The 15,952-nt window shown below is 31.9% G+C and carries 19 protein-coding genes and 1 tRNA gene; 18 read left to right on the top strand and 2 right to left on the bottom strand.

Going from position 1 to position 15,952, the window contains the following annotated elements; genetic code table 11:
* Positions 1 to 161 precede the first annotated feature (161 nt).
* On the top strand, positions 162 to 1,892 hold the full coding sequence (locus tag CTER_RS01240) for a phospho-sugar mutase (protein WP_004623087.1): 1,731 nt from the start codon (positions 162 to 164) through the stop codon (positions 1,890 to 1,892).
* A 92-nt stretch (positions 1,893 to 1,984) separates the two neighbouring features.
* Here the strand turns inward: CTER_RS01240 and CTER_RS01235 are convergent, their stop codons facing one another.
* Positions 1,985 to 2,791, bottom strand: a complete 807-nt coding sequence (locus tag CTER_RS01235; protein ID WP_004623046.1) for a metallophosphoesterase — start codon at positions 2,789 to 2,791, stop codon at positions 1,985 to 1,987.
* Between the two features lie 243 nt (positions 2,792 to 3,034).
* On the opposite strand from CTER_RS01235, the gene CTER_RS01230 reads away from it, so the two are divergent.
* From CTER_RS01230 to CTER_RS29025, 13 genes are all read left to right on the top strand, one after another.
* Positions 3,035 to 4,108, top strand: coding sequence for an HD-GYP domain-containing protein (locus CTER_RS01230; RefSeq protein ID WP_004623049.1), 1,074 nt, complete (start codon positions 3,035 to 3,037; stop codon positions 4,106 to 4,108).
* Positions 4,109 to 4,196: 88 nt separating this feature from the next.
* Positions 4,197 to 4,279: transfer RNA gene (locus CTER_RS01225), tRNA-Leu, on the top strand.
* A gap of 146 nt (positions 4,280 to 4,425) precedes the next feature.
* Positions 4,426 to 5,370, top strand: a complete 945-nt coding sequence (locus CTER_RS01220) for a tyrosine-type recombinase/integrase (protein WP_004623122.1) — start codon at positions 4,426 to 4,428, stop codon at positions 5,368 to 5,370.
* 153 nt (positions 5,371 to 5,523) lie between these two features.
* The gene (locus tag CTER_RS01215) at positions 5,524 to 5,838 is read left to right on the top strand and encodes a hypothetical protein (protein ID WP_004623040.1); all 315 of its coding nucleotides are present in this window, start codon (positions 5,524 to 5,526) and stop codon (positions 5,836 to 5,838) included.
* Between the two features lie 221 nt (positions 5,839 to 6,059).
* On the top strand, positions 6,060 to 6,317 hold the full coding sequence (locus CTER_RS01210; RefSeq protein WP_004623066.1) for a hypothetical protein: 258 nt from the start codon (positions 6,060 to 6,062) through the stop codon (positions 6,315 to 6,317).
* On the top strand, positions 6,310 to 6,591 hold the full coding sequence (locus CTER_RS01205; RefSeq protein ID WP_004623036.1) for a hypothetical protein: 282 nt from the start codon (positions 6,310 to 6,312) through the stop codon (positions 6,589 to 6,591). The genes CTER_RS01210 and CTER_RS01205 overlap by 8 nt, the downstream gene beginning before the upstream one ends.
* 126 nt (positions 6,592 to 6,717) lie before the next feature.
* The gene (locus CTER_RS01200) at positions 6,718 to 7,146 is read left to right on the top strand and encodes a hypothetical protein (RefSeq protein WP_004623052.1); all 429 of its coding nucleotides are present in this window, start codon (positions 6,718 to 6,720) and stop codon (positions 7,144 to 7,146) included.
* A gap of 287 nt (positions 7,147 to 7,433) precedes the next feature.
* On the top strand, positions 7,434 to 8,822 hold the full coding sequence (locus tag CTER_RS01195) for a hypothetical protein (protein WP_004623124.1): 1,389 nt from the start codon (positions 7,434 to 7,436) through the stop codon (positions 8,820 to 8,822).
* 281 nt (positions 8,823 to 9,103) lie between these two features.
* Entirely contained in the window at positions 9,104 to 9,301 is a 198-nt protein-coding gene (locus tag CTER_RS01190) for a hypothetical protein (RefSeq protein WP_004623034.1), read from the top strand.
* Between the two features lie 332 nt (positions 9,302 to 9,633).
* A complete protein-coding gene (locus tag CTER_RS01185) occupies positions 9,634 to 9,849 on the top strand; it encodes a hypothetical protein (RefSeq protein ID WP_004623041.1) in 216 nt (71 codons plus the stop codon).
* Between the two features lie 328 nt (positions 9,850 to 10,177).
* Positions 10,178 to 10,549, top strand: a complete 372-nt coding sequence (locus tag CTER_RS01180) for a hypothetical protein (protein ID WP_004623069.1) — start codon at positions 10,178 to 10,180, stop codon at positions 10,547 to 10,549.
* A 386-nt stretch (positions 10,550 to 10,935) separates the two neighbouring features.
* Positions 10,936 to 11,742 carry a helix-hairpin-helix domain-containing protein gene (locus tag CTER_RS28635; protein WP_004623085.1) on the top strand — a complete coding sequence of 269 codons (807 nt, stop codon included), beginning with the start codon at positions 10,936 to 10,938 and terminating at the stop codon, positions 11,740 to 11,742.
* A gap of 78 nt (positions 11,743 to 11,820) precedes the next feature.
* Positions 11,821 to 11,946, top strand: a complete 126-nt coding sequence (locus CTER_RS29025) for a hypothetical protein (RefSeq protein ID WP_004623033.1) — start codon at positions 11,821 to 11,823, stop codon at positions 11,944 to 11,946.
* A 469-nt stretch (positions 11,947 to 12,415) separates the two neighbouring features.
* Here the strand turns inward: CTER_RS29025 and CTER_RS01170 are convergent, their stop codons facing one another.
* Positions 12,416 to 12,637, bottom strand: a complete 222-nt coding sequence (locus CTER_RS01170) for a helix-turn-helix domain-containing protein (protein ID WP_004623047.1) — start codon at positions 12,635 to 12,637, stop codon at positions 12,416 to 12,418.
* A gap of 152 nt (positions 12,638 to 12,789) precedes the next feature.
* Here CTER_RS01170 and CTER_RS01165 point away from each other — a divergent pair, with 152 nt between their 5' ends.
* The 4 genes from CTER_RS01165 to CTER_RS01150 all read left to right on the top strand — a co-directional run bounded on the left by CTER_RS01165 (position 12,790) and on the right by CTER_RS01150 (position 15,700).
* The gene (locus tag CTER_RS01165) at positions 12,790 to 13,062 is read left to right on the top strand and encodes a hypothetical protein (RefSeq protein WP_004623083.1); all 273 of its coding nucleotides are present in this window, start codon (positions 12,790 to 12,792) and stop codon (positions 13,060 to 13,062) included.
* 954 nt (positions 13,063 to 14,016) lie between these two features.
* Positions 14,017 to 14,232: a hypothetical protein gene (locus CTER_RS01160; protein ID WP_004623065.1), complete on the top strand. Its 216-nt coding sequence runs from the start codon at positions 14,017 to 14,019 to the stop codon at positions 14,230 to 14,232.
* A gap of 76 nt (positions 14,233 to 14,308) precedes the next feature.
* Positions 14,309 to 14,548 (top strand): hypothetical protein, encoded by a 240-nt coding sequence (locus CTER_RS01155; RefSeq protein ID WP_004623043.1) that lies wholly within the window; start codon positions 14,309 to 14,311, stop codon positions 14,546 to 14,548.
* Positions 14,549 to 14,554: 6 nt separating this feature from the next.
* Positions 14,555 to 15,700: a hypothetical protein gene (locus CTER_RS01150; RefSeq protein WP_004623056.1), complete on the top strand. Its 1,146-nt coding sequence runs from the start codon at positions 14,555 to 14,557 to the stop codon at positions 15,698 to 15,700.
* The last annotated feature ends 252 nt before the right edge of the window (positions 15,701 to 15,952 follow it).

The raw sequence follows: 15,952 nt of genomic DNA, 5'->3' as shown, positions 1-15,952 counted from the left end.
AAAACGGCTAGTTACGGCAGAGGAAGATTATTGGGCCGCACTGCGCTGCCTTGCAGCTTGTGCCGGGCTATGCTATACTATTACCAAACTAAACCATTGTTTGCTCTTATAAGTGGATGCTGGTTGTAATAAGATATATTTTAGGAGGGTATGCAGCAATTATGGATAGCATGGCAAAACTGAATTTTTGGTTGGAAAATGATTATTTTGATCAGGATACAAAAAATGAACTTATATCAATAAAAAATGATGAAAAAGAAGTAGAGGACCGTTTTTATAAAAGTCTTGAATTCGGAACCGGAGGACTGAGAGGCATAATAGGTGCAGGCACAAACAGAATAAATATATACACCGTGAGAGTTGCTTCACAGGGCCTGGCAAACTATATAAAAAGCCTTGGCAAACAGGGCAAGGGTATTGTCATAGCTTATGATTCAAGATTCATGTCGCCGGAATTTTCGCTTGAGGCAGCAAAAGTATTTTGTGCAAATGGTATTAAAGCCTATCTTTTTGATGAATTACGCCCCACCCCTCAATTATCCTTTGCGGTGAGATATTTGAAAGCCTCCGCGGGAATAGTAGTCACAGCCAGTCATAATCCAAAGCAGTACAATGGTTACAAGGTTTACGGAGAAGATGGCGGTCAGCTTTCTCTGGACGGTTCAAACGCTGTTATTGCTGAAATCAATAAAATTTCCGATATCACAAAAGTTAACATAATGGACAAAGAAGCTGCCGTCGAAAAGGGCTTGCTTGAAATTATCGGAAGCAAGGTCGACGATGCCTATATTGCAATGCTCAAAACCTTGCAGGTTAACAAGGAGGCTGTTGCACAGGTTGCGGATACCTTTAAGATTGTTTATACACCGCTGCACGGTGCGGGGAACAAGCCTGTAAGAAGAATCCTTTCAGAAAACGGTTTTAAGAACGTTTTGGTTGTAAAGGAGCAGGAACTTCCTGATTCCCAGTTTTCTACCGTAAAGTCTCCAAATCCGGAGGAACGGTCGGCCTTTGAGCTTGCTATCAAACTGGCTTCGGATAATAACGTCGATCTTATTATCGGAACCGATCCGGACAGTGACAGAGTCGGAGTTGTAGTAAGGAAGAACGACGGGGAATATGCCGTTCTGACCGGCAATCAGACAGGCTGTCTCCTGCTGGAATATATCCTGACTGCAATGAATGAAGCGGGCAAGCTTCCGAAGAACGGTTTTGCAGTTAAAACAATTGTCACTACCGAGCTTTCAAGAGAAATTGCAAAATATTATGATGTAGAGCTCGTTGAAGTTCTCACCGGATTTAAATTTATCGGTGAGCAGATAATGCTGAGAGACGAGAAGGGGAATCAGAAATACCTTTTCGGTTTTGAGGAAAGTTACGGGTACCTTGCAGGCACCGATGTCCGTGACAAGGATGCGGTAGTTGCTTCAATGCTGATAGCTGAAATGGCTGCCTACTACAAGGTAAAGGGTATGTCTCTGTATGACGCCCTTATAAAACTCTTTGAAAAGTACGGCTATTTTATTGAGGGAATAAACTCCTTTACACTGGAAGGCAAGGACGGACTGATGAAAATAAAATCTGCCATGTCAACCATGCGTACAGCCGGATACACCGGTTTTGGAAGCTTGAAGGTAAAGGCAATAAGGGATTACCAGAATTCGAAGAGATTTGTGGTTGCAGACGGTTCAACGGAAAAAATTACCTTACCTGAGTCGGACGTGCTTTACTTTGAAATGGAAGACGGCTCATGGTTCTGTGTAAGACCTTCCGGAACAGAACCCAAAATAAAGATATACTACGGTGTCTCCGACAAGACTCTGGAATTATCCCAGCAAAGATTGGAGAACCTGAAAAACAGTGTTCTTGAAGTTATTAAACCTTTACTGTAACTGTAATTGAATAATCAAGCCTCCGGAGCAAATAAGCAAGTACTTCCGGAGGCTTTTTCAAACCTGGCTTTTATATAGTTATTTATTCTGTCTCACGGAAGTTGTACGATTGCCATTTCAGGCGGGGAAAAGAACCTGAAGGGAAATATGACGTTCCCAAGGCCCCTGTTAATGTAGAGGTTAATGCCATTAACTTTATGAAGTCCTCTGTAGCATTTCATTTTACACAGTTTTTCACTTCTCATCAGTCTGAATTCCAGGTGGAAGGGCATCCATATCTGACCGCCGTGAAAATGCCCGCAGAAGAAATAATCCACCTTATTCTCAGGCAGCTGAAAAACCATGTCGGGGTTATGAGATACGACAATATTTATACACCCGCCGGAAAAGGAGTCTTCAATGCCTTTGAAGGCCTTTTGGAGGTCAGGCTTGCCTTGCTTTAAATCATCAATCCCAATCAAATTGTATGACTGACCATTCTTATTTATTTTAACATTGGAATTTAACAGCACTTTTGCACCTGCAGCTTCTATCGCCTTTATAAAGGCAGATATGTTTCCGGCGTCCTGCTTCAGGGCTTTATGATCATGATTGCCCAAGGTCAGATAGACCTTGTGATTCTTAGTCAGCAGCTTCAAAAAGTTAATAAATTTTGTAATATTTTTTGGGGTTTCAATGTAATCGCCGCTCAAAACAATGATGTCCGGTTGGGCATCGTTTAAAGCTGACAGCAGTTTATATGCCGATACATAGAACTTATTTATATGTATATCGGACAAATGTGCTATTTTCAGGCCCTTAGGGCTTGTGCTGAAGTTTATGACGCTTTTGGATAAAAAGGTCGTCTCAATTTTCATGTATATAAGAATTAATAATATTGCAATAATAAAATAGATCATGTTTATCGGTTACTCCTGTTATATAAACCTATCCTGTGTCTAATAAGTATATAGAAAAAATCATGTTTTGTAAAACATCGGGTACCATTTGCAGCATTAAGTAAAAATGTATTGCTACTTTTTGGAACAGTAAGTATAATTATGTTATTAAACTGCATAAATTTTCAATTCCTGGGTGTAAAAATTATTAATGTTTTATTTTTAATGAGCAACTTAAGTCACAACTAGACAAAAGAGGAAGAAATGAGACAGATAAGGATATCCAATTGTGAACCCGGCATGATTCTTGGCAAGGCAATATTCAATGATAATTTAATTCTGTTGGAGGCTGGCGCTCTTTTGACCAATTCATACATCGAGCGTCTTAAAGACCTGGGAATCACCGAAGTATATATTGATGACGATATATCCGGCGGTGTGGTTATACCTGATGTTGTCAAGGAAGAAACAAGGCGGGAAGCAATACGGTTTATCAAAGAATCAATGGAAAACTACACATCCATGCAGTTGTTAAATTCAGCTGAAGCAATAGAAATAGTCAATAAAATACTCGAAGAAATATTAAGCTCGGATGATGTCATTATAAATCTGATGGATATAAAAACCCGCGATTCATACACATATTTCCACTGTGTAAATGTATGTATCCTCTCTGTAATTACCGGAATAAAACTTAATCTCAACACGGCTCATCTCAGGGAGCTGGGGGTAGGGGCGCTTTTGCACGATATAGGTAAATTAATGATACCTGCTGAAATATTGTTAAAGAAAGCGGCTTTATCCACTAATGAATATGAAATTGTAAAAGAGCATTCCATATACGGTTACAATATATTAAGGAAATTGCCCCTTATCAGTGAAGCTTCGGCAAGGGTAGCCCTTGAGCATCATGAGAGAATAGACGGAAAAGGTTATCCCAATGGCCTGAAAGGTGATCAGATTCATTTATTTTCGAAAATAGTGGCCATTACGGATATTTTTGACGCACTTACATCAAACAGGATATACAGAGACAAAATAAGTGCAAATCAGGCCTTGGAATACATGACTGTAATAGCGGCACCCACACTGGACACCAGGGTTTTAAATTGCTTTATTGAGATAATACCACCATTTCCTGTGGGTTCGGGCGTTGTTTTAAACAACGGGGAAAAGGGAGTGGTAATAGGTATAAATAAGAATTTTCCTACAAGGCCTGTTGTCAGGATTGTATTTAATTCCGATGGCAGCAAGAAAGAGCTCTTTGAAGAAATCAACCTTGCAGAAAAAGTTGGATACACTATTATTAATAATACCGAGCTGATCAAGCAGTCCTGAGAATAAAACTGCTATGGCAGCATATGATTTTAACGGCAAATTGTAGTTGACAAACCCGGTGTTTGTATTTATAATAGGAAATGCTCGTGCGGATGTGGCGGAATTGGCAGACGCGCTGGATTTAGGTTCCAGTGGGCGACCGTGGGGGTTCAAGTCCCTTCATCCGCACCAGAAAAAGAAGCAGAATAAAGGGTTTCAGAGGTTTTCGGACTTCATGAAATCCTTTATTTTTTTGCAAAAATCCAGTGGGTGAAATTTAACACACTGGACTCAAATAAAGCTTTCACCTATCTCAAAAGAGAAGGGGAAAGATAATTATGGGCAAACGAGTAACAAAAATCAATCAGTCAATGAAGAGTAGGTCATGGGAAGATGCACTAAATGAATTTTTGCTCCTTAAGAAAGCAGAAGGTAGGAGTAGAATAACTCTTGATGATTATGAAAGACATATCTATTATTTCTTTAACAGATTCCCAAATTCATGGACTAACGGAGCATTAAAAGTCTCGGTAATGCAGTATATGTCTGACAATATTAAGCCAGCCACATATAACATTAGAAGAGCATATCTTAAAGCCTTTTTTGAATGGTGTTTAAATCAAGGTTATATAAGCGAAAATCCACTTGAAGGTTTTAAAAAACGTAAAGCACAGGAAAGAATAGTAGATGTACCTGAAGATATCTTAGAAAGGCTTTTAAAGCTACCAGACCATAATACTTTTACAGGAGTAAGAGACAAAGCTTTAATTATTTTTACACTTGATACTGGACTAAGACCAAAGGAAGTATTATCTTTAATAATTGACAATTTTGACCTGAAACGATTAATAGTAACTATTCCTGCTGAGATCGCTAAAACCAGAACCGCAAGGACACTTCCAATGTTAAAATCTACGGCAGATGCTATAGATTATTTAATTCAAGTTCGACACCCAAGTTGGAAAAGTACAGCACCTGTATTTTGTAGTAACGAGGGTACAAAGCTTGGAACAAGTTCGTGGGGAGATAGACTGGAATTATATAGTAAGCAGCTTGGATTTAAAGTATGTCCATATGATCTAAGGCATTCTTTTGCATTATTATATCTCAGGAGTGGTGGAAACGCCTTCGGACTTCAAGCATCACTTGGACATACAGATATGAACATGAGCAAAAAATATGTAAATCTATCTGGTAATGATCTTCAGGAGATGCATAAAACAGCTAGCCCATTAAATAGGTTAATTAAAAACAAAAATAGAGTAGGACAAATAAAAAAATAATCCAACAAAACAATCCGTATTCCATTAAGAGCCTTGCCTATAGAGCAAGGTTTATTTTTTTATATAATTTTGGCATTTACATAACATGGCCTTAATATTATAATAATAAGTATATCGAACATATGTTCTTTTTTAGAATAGGAGTTGATTATTATGCCCTTTGGTTTTGAGCAAAAACAAATACTAAAACAGAAAGCTGAGAAAGAATCATACAAAAACTATCAAAAACAGTATGTAGATGTTCAATCCTTAATAACAAATGAGGGTAAGCTTATCCCTTTGGTAGTATACTTTGATTCCGATCACAAATACGAAATAGATAAGATTCTTGAGATGAAAAAAGCAGCGAGCCTTAAGGTCGGAGGGACGGGTATACGCTATAAAGTGCGTATATGCAATAAAGAGACTTATTTATTTTTTGATGATGGGGAATTCAAATTTTTTGTAGAACGTAAAATTAAGCGCTAAAATAGCTTTAAACCGTCTAAATACGTTTATACCTGTATCTCGTAATAGACGGTCAGAACGGCTGTATTTGATTAATTTACAATGGAAAATCTGAACGAAATAATATTCTTATCATAAAATCCGAGGTCGCTTAATAGAGCCACAACAACAATCTTACATATTCTTGCAAATTCTGCTCCACAGCGATACAATATAGGGAAATAATGCTAATGGAGGTTTATATGAATATACCAGAGAATACATATTTATCAACAACAACGGAATACCATTATGTTTTCCCACCAAATTACTCAACAGATATTAGTTTGACGTATTCATACAATAATAATGATTATGGTTGCAGTTATACAATTTACGAAGGTGGAAAAGAGGTAACTAAAATCTTTTGTATTAAAAAGTATTCATGCAAAGAAGAAGCACTAGAAGATTGTTTTAAGAGTTTGTTGGAGTGGGCAGAGAAGAGGGAAATAAATGATTGATTATAAAGATGTACATAGTGCCTTGCAGAAATTGAAAGAGATTAATATAGAATATGATGATTCCCTATTTACTAAAGACGAAATAATTGCATTAGTTGATACATTAGAAGGAGCATTGGGAATATGGATACCAACAAATGAAGAAATGATAGAATATGAATCAAATATAGAACTGGCTAAAGAGTATATAAAAAGCATTAATACTACTGATTTAATTCCCGAACTTCATAAAAAGTGTAAGGAATATATTGAAAAGTATCATCCAGATGATTAAGATTGTCAACGCCTTCCCCAAAATGGAGGCGTTTTTTTGATTAAAAAATATTGTCATTTTATTGCATATAAATTGTTATGAGGATACAATATAGGTAAAACATTACATATATTGGAGATGATTAAGATGAACAAACGATTCATAAGTTTTTTCTTAATGCTATGCATTATAATCTCATGTAACTTGTTTACTACAGCAGCAGCCACTTCTAAGGTGAAAGTGACTGTTAAGTTGGATTCAATTGAATGTGTCGAAAATAACCACGTTGGCAATGAATGGTCATTTGGATGCACAGTTAATAAAAAAGAATTAGCTGAAGGGGATTCAATCTCCATATCTACAACTCCAACAGGTAAAATTACTATAGTATCTTCTGTTGAAGAAGAGGATAGCATTCCTGATATTGGTTCCAAAACTCTATCTATCCCAATTAGTAAATTAAAGGTTAAAAAAGATACTACATATACATCCCAGGTAACTGTAGCGGAAAATAGAGGTAGATACTCAGGAAACAAAGCTATTTGGAAGTTTACGTTTATTGTAAAAAAAGCATAAGTTATAACCAAAGCACATCCAAGAGCCTTGCCGATAATACCGACAGGGTTTTTTTGTTACTAAATCTTACAAACATATGTTTGAATTAATATCATAAGTATGTTACAATATATAGTAGCGAGATTGTTTTGCAATACTAGATATAGAAAAAATACTTTATTCATAGCATTTAATGTCTTTATACACAGATTAGTATATCTAATTTTCATTCCAAATTTCTATTTAATATTTGCATAGCATCAAACTAATATAACTTAGTTACCTATTTTATAGAAAGAGGTGTGCCGATGGTCAACAGAAGGAAAATCCATAATCTAGTTTCTTTGGAAGATAGACAAATTGTCTTAAACTCTGAAGTAGTTAAACAATACCCTGTTGTTGAACAAATTTTAACAAAGTATGATAAAATTTATAAATCAGATTTTGAGGACACTGAGGATTTTAATAAACAAACACAAACATTTTTTGAATATACCTTTAATGAGTTAGTTAAATTAGCATCAAATGAATGGTATGCGAGTAATCGTATGAATGAGATGCCTAGTAGTAAAGATGAATGGCCAACTTGTTCCTTATGCAATACTAAAAATAAATTAGTATATTATATTGTTAATAAAAATAATAAAAAAGAACTTAATGTCGGCTCTGAATGTATATATAAATTTCCGAGTTTGGGATTTAATCATAGACAATTATCCCAAATAAAGAATGATAGAATAAAGAAATTTAAAAGGATTGAAAGAATAAATAAAATTAATAGCTTGTTTCCTGGTATAGAAAATAGGTTAAGTCAATGGAAGATAGATTATGAAGAAATTCCTCTGATTTTACCTTTTGACATTAATGAAGGCTTAAAGTTGGCAATTAAGGAGGGTTTTACTTTATATGACTCATATATCGAAGGTAAAAGTAAAGATTCAGAATTAGAACATCTAAACAATATAATTATGAAGTATGATGAATATGAGCAAAAATCTAAACTGTTTGTAGAAACTCATATAAATAGTAACTTTGCTTGTGACTCGAAAGTAAGAAACTGGCTTATAGATAATAATAAGCTACGTGTTTTAGTAGCAATAATGAAAAATAATGGTCTTATTAATGAGAATACTATAAAGTACATATATGAAGAAAATTTTATAAAAAACAGATTAGTGGTATTAAAGGAAGCAGTTGATAAATTACAAATTAAATTTATAGAATTCAGAGATAGCAATATATTTTTTTCTTATAAAAACCAAGATGATAGGATTGAGTATATACTAAGATGTGATATCAAAGATTTCATGCTAAATTTCGGAGAGGTTTTTATTAATTCTTCTTATTCAATAGATTTTTCAATACTGTCCAAAAAACTTTCTATTGTTTTTATAGATAGTAATATAAAAAGCCTATTTAACAAAGTTGATTTTATTTTACGAAGAAGTGGTTATTATATTAAACATGATTATGTAAATAACAGTATTGAGTTTAATGATAAACGTAAATCAATGTATTCTACAGGAGTTCTTAAAATTTTTTGTGAAGGACAGACCCCTTTAATTTTTATGAATGATAAACAAGCTAAACAATCTCTTGAGGAAATGTTAAATAAAGTAAGTTGGAAATCTAAAGAGGAAAAATCTAAATATGATATTGGTAACATTAGTAGGATACCATCATTAAATAGAGATTAAGCAAAAGATTGCCTCCACAAAAAGGAATATTTATACTCTCGTGTAATCTTTTTAAATAACCTGGAGAAAACTAATCGTATTTGGCGATTGCAAAACTCAGTCCTTCAGACGGACTCATTTTTTGAGGTGCAATAATACCAACACCTTAAAATGGACATAATTCAAACCCTTGCAAACATCGAAAAACCAGTTATGGATTCTCTGTTACTGACATTTTTCTTGCAAGTTACCCTCTATAGCGATACAATTAAGTAAAAAAATGCTAATTTTGGAGGTTGATTATGCCAATAACACATCATATGGAAATATCCTTTTGGCAAGAAAACAGTAGGTCAATTAAAATCTCCTTTGGTAAGCAAGAAGGTATCACAGGAATTACATCTGTAAATAATAATGTGATATCAAAGAGAGGCAATCCTCACCTGTTTAAGCAACTCAAGCAAATTCTAATCAATGAGAGTAAATGGAGTGAAAAATAAATAAGGTAATAAAAAGGAGGTTAGATTGAAATGTATTGATCTGAATCTAGTTGGCATGAAGAATGTCCTGGGTTTATTAACAGATAATACATGAGGATGAAATCATGAATATTAATAGAATTTAAATTAATGCATCAATAAATATAAATTTAGAATAACAGCTAAAAGGAGAATTAAATATGGCTTTAAAGTACAGAAAAAAGAACTTACAGAACAGTTAGAAAAAAGGAGCCTTGGTAGTTCCAACTATAACATGCATAGACTAATTGTTAATGATAAATATGAAATAAGTTAGTTAAAAATACTATTTTTATCCAGGAGAGAAAATTCAAATGTTAAACGGCTATAATGAAACTGACAAAGGGCAATTTGATTTATATATAGATGGAGATAAATATAATGTAACACAATTATCTGCGAGAAAATGGAAAATAACAAAGGATCAGAAATTCTTTTGCTACATGAAAGCTTTTGATATAAAGAACATTTATGAGACTTTATCAAGATTTGTATTTGATGAAGATTCTGAGCAATTTCAAGTTAAATAGATCAATAAAAGAAGTTGGATAAGAAGAGTTTTGGTGTTTCTGCCCGAGCTAAATGCCCTGGAATTGCTCAAGTTGCATGACCGTTTACTGATATGTTAATAACATTCTGAAGGTAAATTAGGGAGGGATATAGCCTTATGTACAATGGGAGATAAGGAAGATCACAAAAATAATAAATGGGCATTTAACCGACTTACATCATCTTTAGTTTATGGATTCATTGGGATGTGGATAAATGTAGTATTAACGCTTATATTTTAGTATAAAATGGTAGACTTCTTATAAGAAATTCTATTTTATATAATAAAATTGGATTGGAGGATTATTAATGAATAATGACATGGATAGTATATGTATTGATATTATTGAACAATTATTAATACTATTAAAAAACGATCCAGAACATGCATTGATTACTTATGGATCATTATCTGAAAAAATAAACAGAAAGATTGGCCCAAGAAATTTAGATTATCCTTTAGGCATTGTATCTGATGTATGTAAAGAATTGGGTATGCCATTGTTAAGTACCATTGTTGTAAATAAAAAATCATATATGCCAGGAGAAGGATATTTTACATATTATTATCCAGATGTAAAAGAAACTGAATATGATAACATTTTTAAAAGAAATCTTAAAGAGGTTAGAGAATATCAGCATTGGGATGAATTTGCTGAAGCTATGGGTATAAAAATTTAGTTTTATAGAGAAAGTAATAGCTCAACGCCTTTAGCCGGGGGCGTTTTTTTTGTTTGTCTTTTAATTAGAATATTATAATACATAAAAATCTTAATGTACTTTTTATAAAGAATCATATAACCGTCTGGGATAAAGGTTTCGTATAATTAACCAAAATAAATTAAAATATTATAATATGATGTGTAAGAGCTAGAGAAACAGATCATGAGTGAGATAAATTGAAAATTTGGATTTTTTTATTGACATTATAATTTGGTTGCGTATAATGGAAATTAAGTTAACTAGCTAGCTTATTTTCTAAAATTAATTGTATACAGGAGAAACAATTATGGAGATAAAATTGCAAGATAACAATTTTTTTTGAAAAAGGCATTGAGAATAAAATTTTGATAGCAATTGAGGAAAATATTGATAAGCTTAAAAATTCAACATATAAAATAGAAATTCATTTTACTTATTCCAAATTAGATATGGAAAATTCAATTGTTATAGATATTTATGAAGAATCAATCAAAAAGTATTATAACAGGGAAAATGATAGATTAGAGGATTATTATGATAGAGTTATGCATATTCAAAGTAAAAGGATTGAAGAATGCCTTAAAAAAAGTAAACTAACCTTATCATATAAATTGCTTATCATAGGAGAGTCATCATTAAAGTCAGATAAAGATGAAATAGTTATTTCTTTTAATGAGATCGTGGAAGAAGATACATCTCCGATGGTTGAAATTATTCCAGATAAGGAACAAGAGGAATTAAGCATAAATTTTCTTTATACAAGAATTCTTATTTTCAATTTGGAGAATGAATTCAAAAAAAGAAAGATAAGTTCTGATGACTTTGAATTTATGAATGACGTTTTAAATAAATATCTAAACGATATACTTAAAAAGCTAAATGGACGTCAACCAGTAATTTCAGTATCTGTAGACAACTATAAAGAAAACAAAAAACAAAATAAAATTAGCAACGAAGAACCGGTTGTTTCAATTGAAGATATTCCCAAAATTAATCTAAATACGGCAAAATATGCTGACTTTCTAAAAATACCTGGATTCAATATATACTGGTATGAGAAAATATTGATCTATAGAGAGAAAAATTTATTTAAGTCAATTGATGAGTTAAGATATATTGACGGAATTGGAAAGAAAAAATTTGAGAGATTAAAGACCTATTTTGAAGTGTAGCCTTTATTGGAGCTTTTTCAGCTTTTAGACAATAACTAATAACTTTATGGAGGATATACGAAAACTAAGGACGCAAAGATGAACTTACAAAAATTTTGTGAAATGGCTGGGGTGACAGACGAAGAATTACAAAAGATAGAAAAAAACTTAAAAGAAATGGAGGAACATGCTTTTTATGAAGATATATATATCTTAAAATTCTAGTTAAAAAAATTCATAAAAAATGTTTTAGGGTATTAAAAAGATACAGTGATATTAAAAGTAGAGCAGAAGTATTACAGAATTTTTTTTATTAAAGGTGCAAATACTTGTCCTTTTTCTATTGTACCTAACTCTGTATGAATTACAAATAAAAAAAATTGACGAGGAATTAGAGAGATTGACACAAGCTAAAATTGAATTGCTAAAGACCCCTAAAGTAAATCCAAATGATGATTTATAATTAAAGGATGAACTAAATGATATATTTGCATACTCGGCTTCAAGGTGGAAAAATAGCAATTTGAAAAATGTATTTAAAACTATAACAGTGTATAATGATAAATCCATTGAATTTAAAAATTTGCACCTAAACAGTAAATGAATTAAAATATTACCGCTGCAAGAAAAAGTCCAAAAGTTGACGGGTTTCCCTCGTCAAAAAATAGTGGATATTTTAAAGTAAGAAGAAGCCTTAAGGGGTTTCTTTTTCTGCATCAGAGACATATTCAAATAATTCTCCCAATTGGCAGTTAAAAACTCTACATAATTGATTTAAGACCTCATAACTAATTGAAGAGGTCTTTTCATTTACTATTTTATGAAGGGTAGGATAACTTATACCTGATTCTTGAGCTAGCCAATAGATACTTTTATCAATTTGATGAAGCTTTTCAATTACTTTAACTTTAATCATAAAATCACCTCATTATTTTGTGGTTATATAATATCAAAATTATATAAATTATTCAATATATAATGTTGACATTATATAAAGTGCAGATTATAATAAGATTATAACATAAAACAAAAAACGGCAAAGCTAATAAATGAGGGGAGAATAAAATTATGATTAATATTTTATCATGTACAAAATTCTATGCCATTAAGGATGATTTGGGGAATTATTGTGATAAGGATACCATTCACAAATGTTCATTATCAGATAAATGGACATATATGGTCAAAGATGAGGTTCAAAAGAAGATCCTTGGTGAAATGGCAAGAATCTATTCCAAAAATGATATTATACAAGTTTTAAAATGGCTACAGAAAAACATACACAGGGTAGAAGTTGAAAATAGAGAGAGAAAATTTGAAATTGTAGAGGTAGAGATATAGAGATGCATTCTCAGGCACATCCGGACACTGATTCCGAAACGCTGTCCGGATGCAGCCGAAATATGCATAAGGGAAGGGAACGTGATATATCTGAATATTTTAATAATATTATTAATAGTATCATCAGCACTAAACATTAAACTTTATTTAGTTAATTCCTGGTATACATACAAACGTCTTAGGTTCATAGAACAAGTTAAGCATAATTATTTTCCACATTTGATTAAGCCTTATATAGACTTTCCTGAAGGATATTTTGATGATCCGCGCTTCAATAAAAAATAACCCACCTGATGAGGGCATAGAGGGACTATGCCGAAACCTGCTATAAATTTAGCAGGTAGTGGGACACCCAACGGTACAGGGAGACATTACCACCCTTTAATCTTGTAGATTGTATTTTAATAACTTGACAGAGAACACTAAATCGGTAAATAATAAGTTATAAAGGATGCATAAAATTAATTGAACCTTGAAAATAAATATTTGAAAATGTAATTAAAATCATATCAAATTTGTACAAATCACACAATAGACAAATATGCAAAAAAGAGTATAATTAACTTGGGGGTACGTGTCTGCAATTTTGCTGACTCAACTCCAAAATACTCAAGGAAAGGATGATGTATTATTTGATTGTAGTTAACTTATAAACTTTATATCAAAACTTTACTGTAAGTGCTTAGTTCTTATGCTATTAAGAAGCACTAATTTTTGTTGTGTTTTTATTGGATAGCTCCCAACTGTTCCTTAAAAACTAAATAAAGTAAATTAGACATATTACATAACAATTATAATACAAAGTATCAAATAACTCAAGTATTATTTAATACTTTTGTATTAAACAAAAAATGGCTTTAAATGGACATGGTATGTGTAATTGGGAGGAGCAAAAGTAAAAAGCTAGAGGTAATTTTTTTATAAAAATTGATAAATGTTTTGGAGGTAATTAAAATGTTAGATTTAAAAGAGAAAATAATAAATGATTTAAAATCAGGAATCCCGCTAAGATATCGTAGGTATGGAATAACCAATAATGAATTTAAACTTATTCTAGAAGAATTAATAGCTGAAGGCATTATTATATTTGATATATATCAAAATATACTTCGAGATGGAAAGCCACACCCACATCACGGAGATCCAATAAATATTAAGTTAAGAAAATAATTGTGCGTTGGGAGCAGGAAGAACCTGCTCTTTCAAACTAAACTAAACAGAAAGTGCATAGAGGAGATTGCTGAAAATGTTAGAAGTAATGAGGTTTATCATGGAGAATAAAAAAGATAGTCAAGCCAATAAAAAATATTATGAAATCAGGAAACGATATCTTGCTGAAGCATTAAGCTTTTTAGGTTTCCGATATTTCAAATTTACTAATGATGGGAATATCATTTATAACTTCAAGGATACAGAAAACTTTAGAAGTGCATTGACTCAGTTAAATATTTTAAAGAGTACATATGGCAGAAAGGATACCGATTAATCAATAATGAAATCAATCAATTTAGATATCAGTCAATTGATACTTAATAAAAAATATAAATATTCTGAATTATGTTTTATACTAAATGATAAAGAACGTAGCCGAGGCAATTCCAGAAACAGTCAATTTAAAAATTGGAAAAGGTATTTTTATTGGGAGCTACAAGGGCATAGTTTTATAATAACAAAAGTTTTTACTGAACCCAAAGAAAAAATTGATAAAAGAGGAGGTAATCACAATATATACAGCAGTTATATTGATAAATTATTAAAGCAATATCTTTATATGTGTGGTTCGACCCCGACATATGCGACTTCAAACAAATTGGCTTACATTTTCGGAATGGTCAACAAAAATTATTGTATTACGGAAGATAACAAACAAAAATTCTTGTCTTTGTGTCATTATAATGTACAAGATACAAATGAAACAGCTATGTATGATGTACTTTATATTATTAAAGAAACCATCAAATCCTCATTAAAATCAAGCCTTGAGCGACTTGAGAAACACAAATTAATTACATATAGCAGTATTTATATGATGGCATTTTGTAATGAACATAGACCGGCAAACCAAGATGAAAATGAAATGATCCAACAAGTGGAAATAGATATACTTAAAGAAATTGGCGTAAGAAAAAAGAGCGAATTATTTTATAACGATACACTAAGGCATGAATATTATACAAAAGTACAAGGTGTAGTAAAAGAAAATGTTGAAAAATTAAATTATATATATCAAGCCTATGAGATTAATTTTGATAAAGATAAGTTAGCTAATATATCAAAAAGCAGTTCAATATTAATGAAACAGCTTAATAATATTATAATTGAAACGACTTATAAAAAACTTGAAGCAAGGCAGGAGGAGGCTAGAAAAAAAGCAGAAAATTTGATAGGTAAACCTCCACCTAGAATGGGCAAGGTAATTAATCGTATTGCAAATAATTATCTTTCATTTGGTAAATATGTAATAGATTTATTAATAAATATCAATAGTGTCGATATAAAACAACAAATATTGAATATAACATCTATTAACAATAAAAAGATTAAGAAAATTGAAATGTATTCAGAATTTATTTCGAATCAAAATGAAGAAGATCAAGAAATGTGGCAAAGTATTTTTGAGAATGAATTGACATTCTGATTCTATTTGATTCCCCAAAACGTTCCATTTCAAACTCATAAATATATAATAATCACTATTTAGTACTTTGAAATGGAACGTTTTTTCTCTAAGTATAATTGTAATATTCTACTACAAATCAATCAATTTAAAAATAAAAAATATAAATTTCGTGCGCAGCACGAGCAATTGTCGAGTTGTCTTTTGTCTTTTCGAAGCGCAGCGTAGAAAAACAAAAACAACCGCAATTGCCAATTGGTTTCCTGGTTATAA

The organism is Ruminiclostridium cellobioparum subsp. termitidis CT1112 (genome assembly GCF_000350485.1).
Lineage (GTDB): Bacteria > Bacillota > Clostridia > Acetivibrionales > DSM-1351 > Ruminiclostridium > Ruminiclostridium termitidis.
This window is presented reverse-complemented; position numbering and strand designations above follow the sequence as displayed.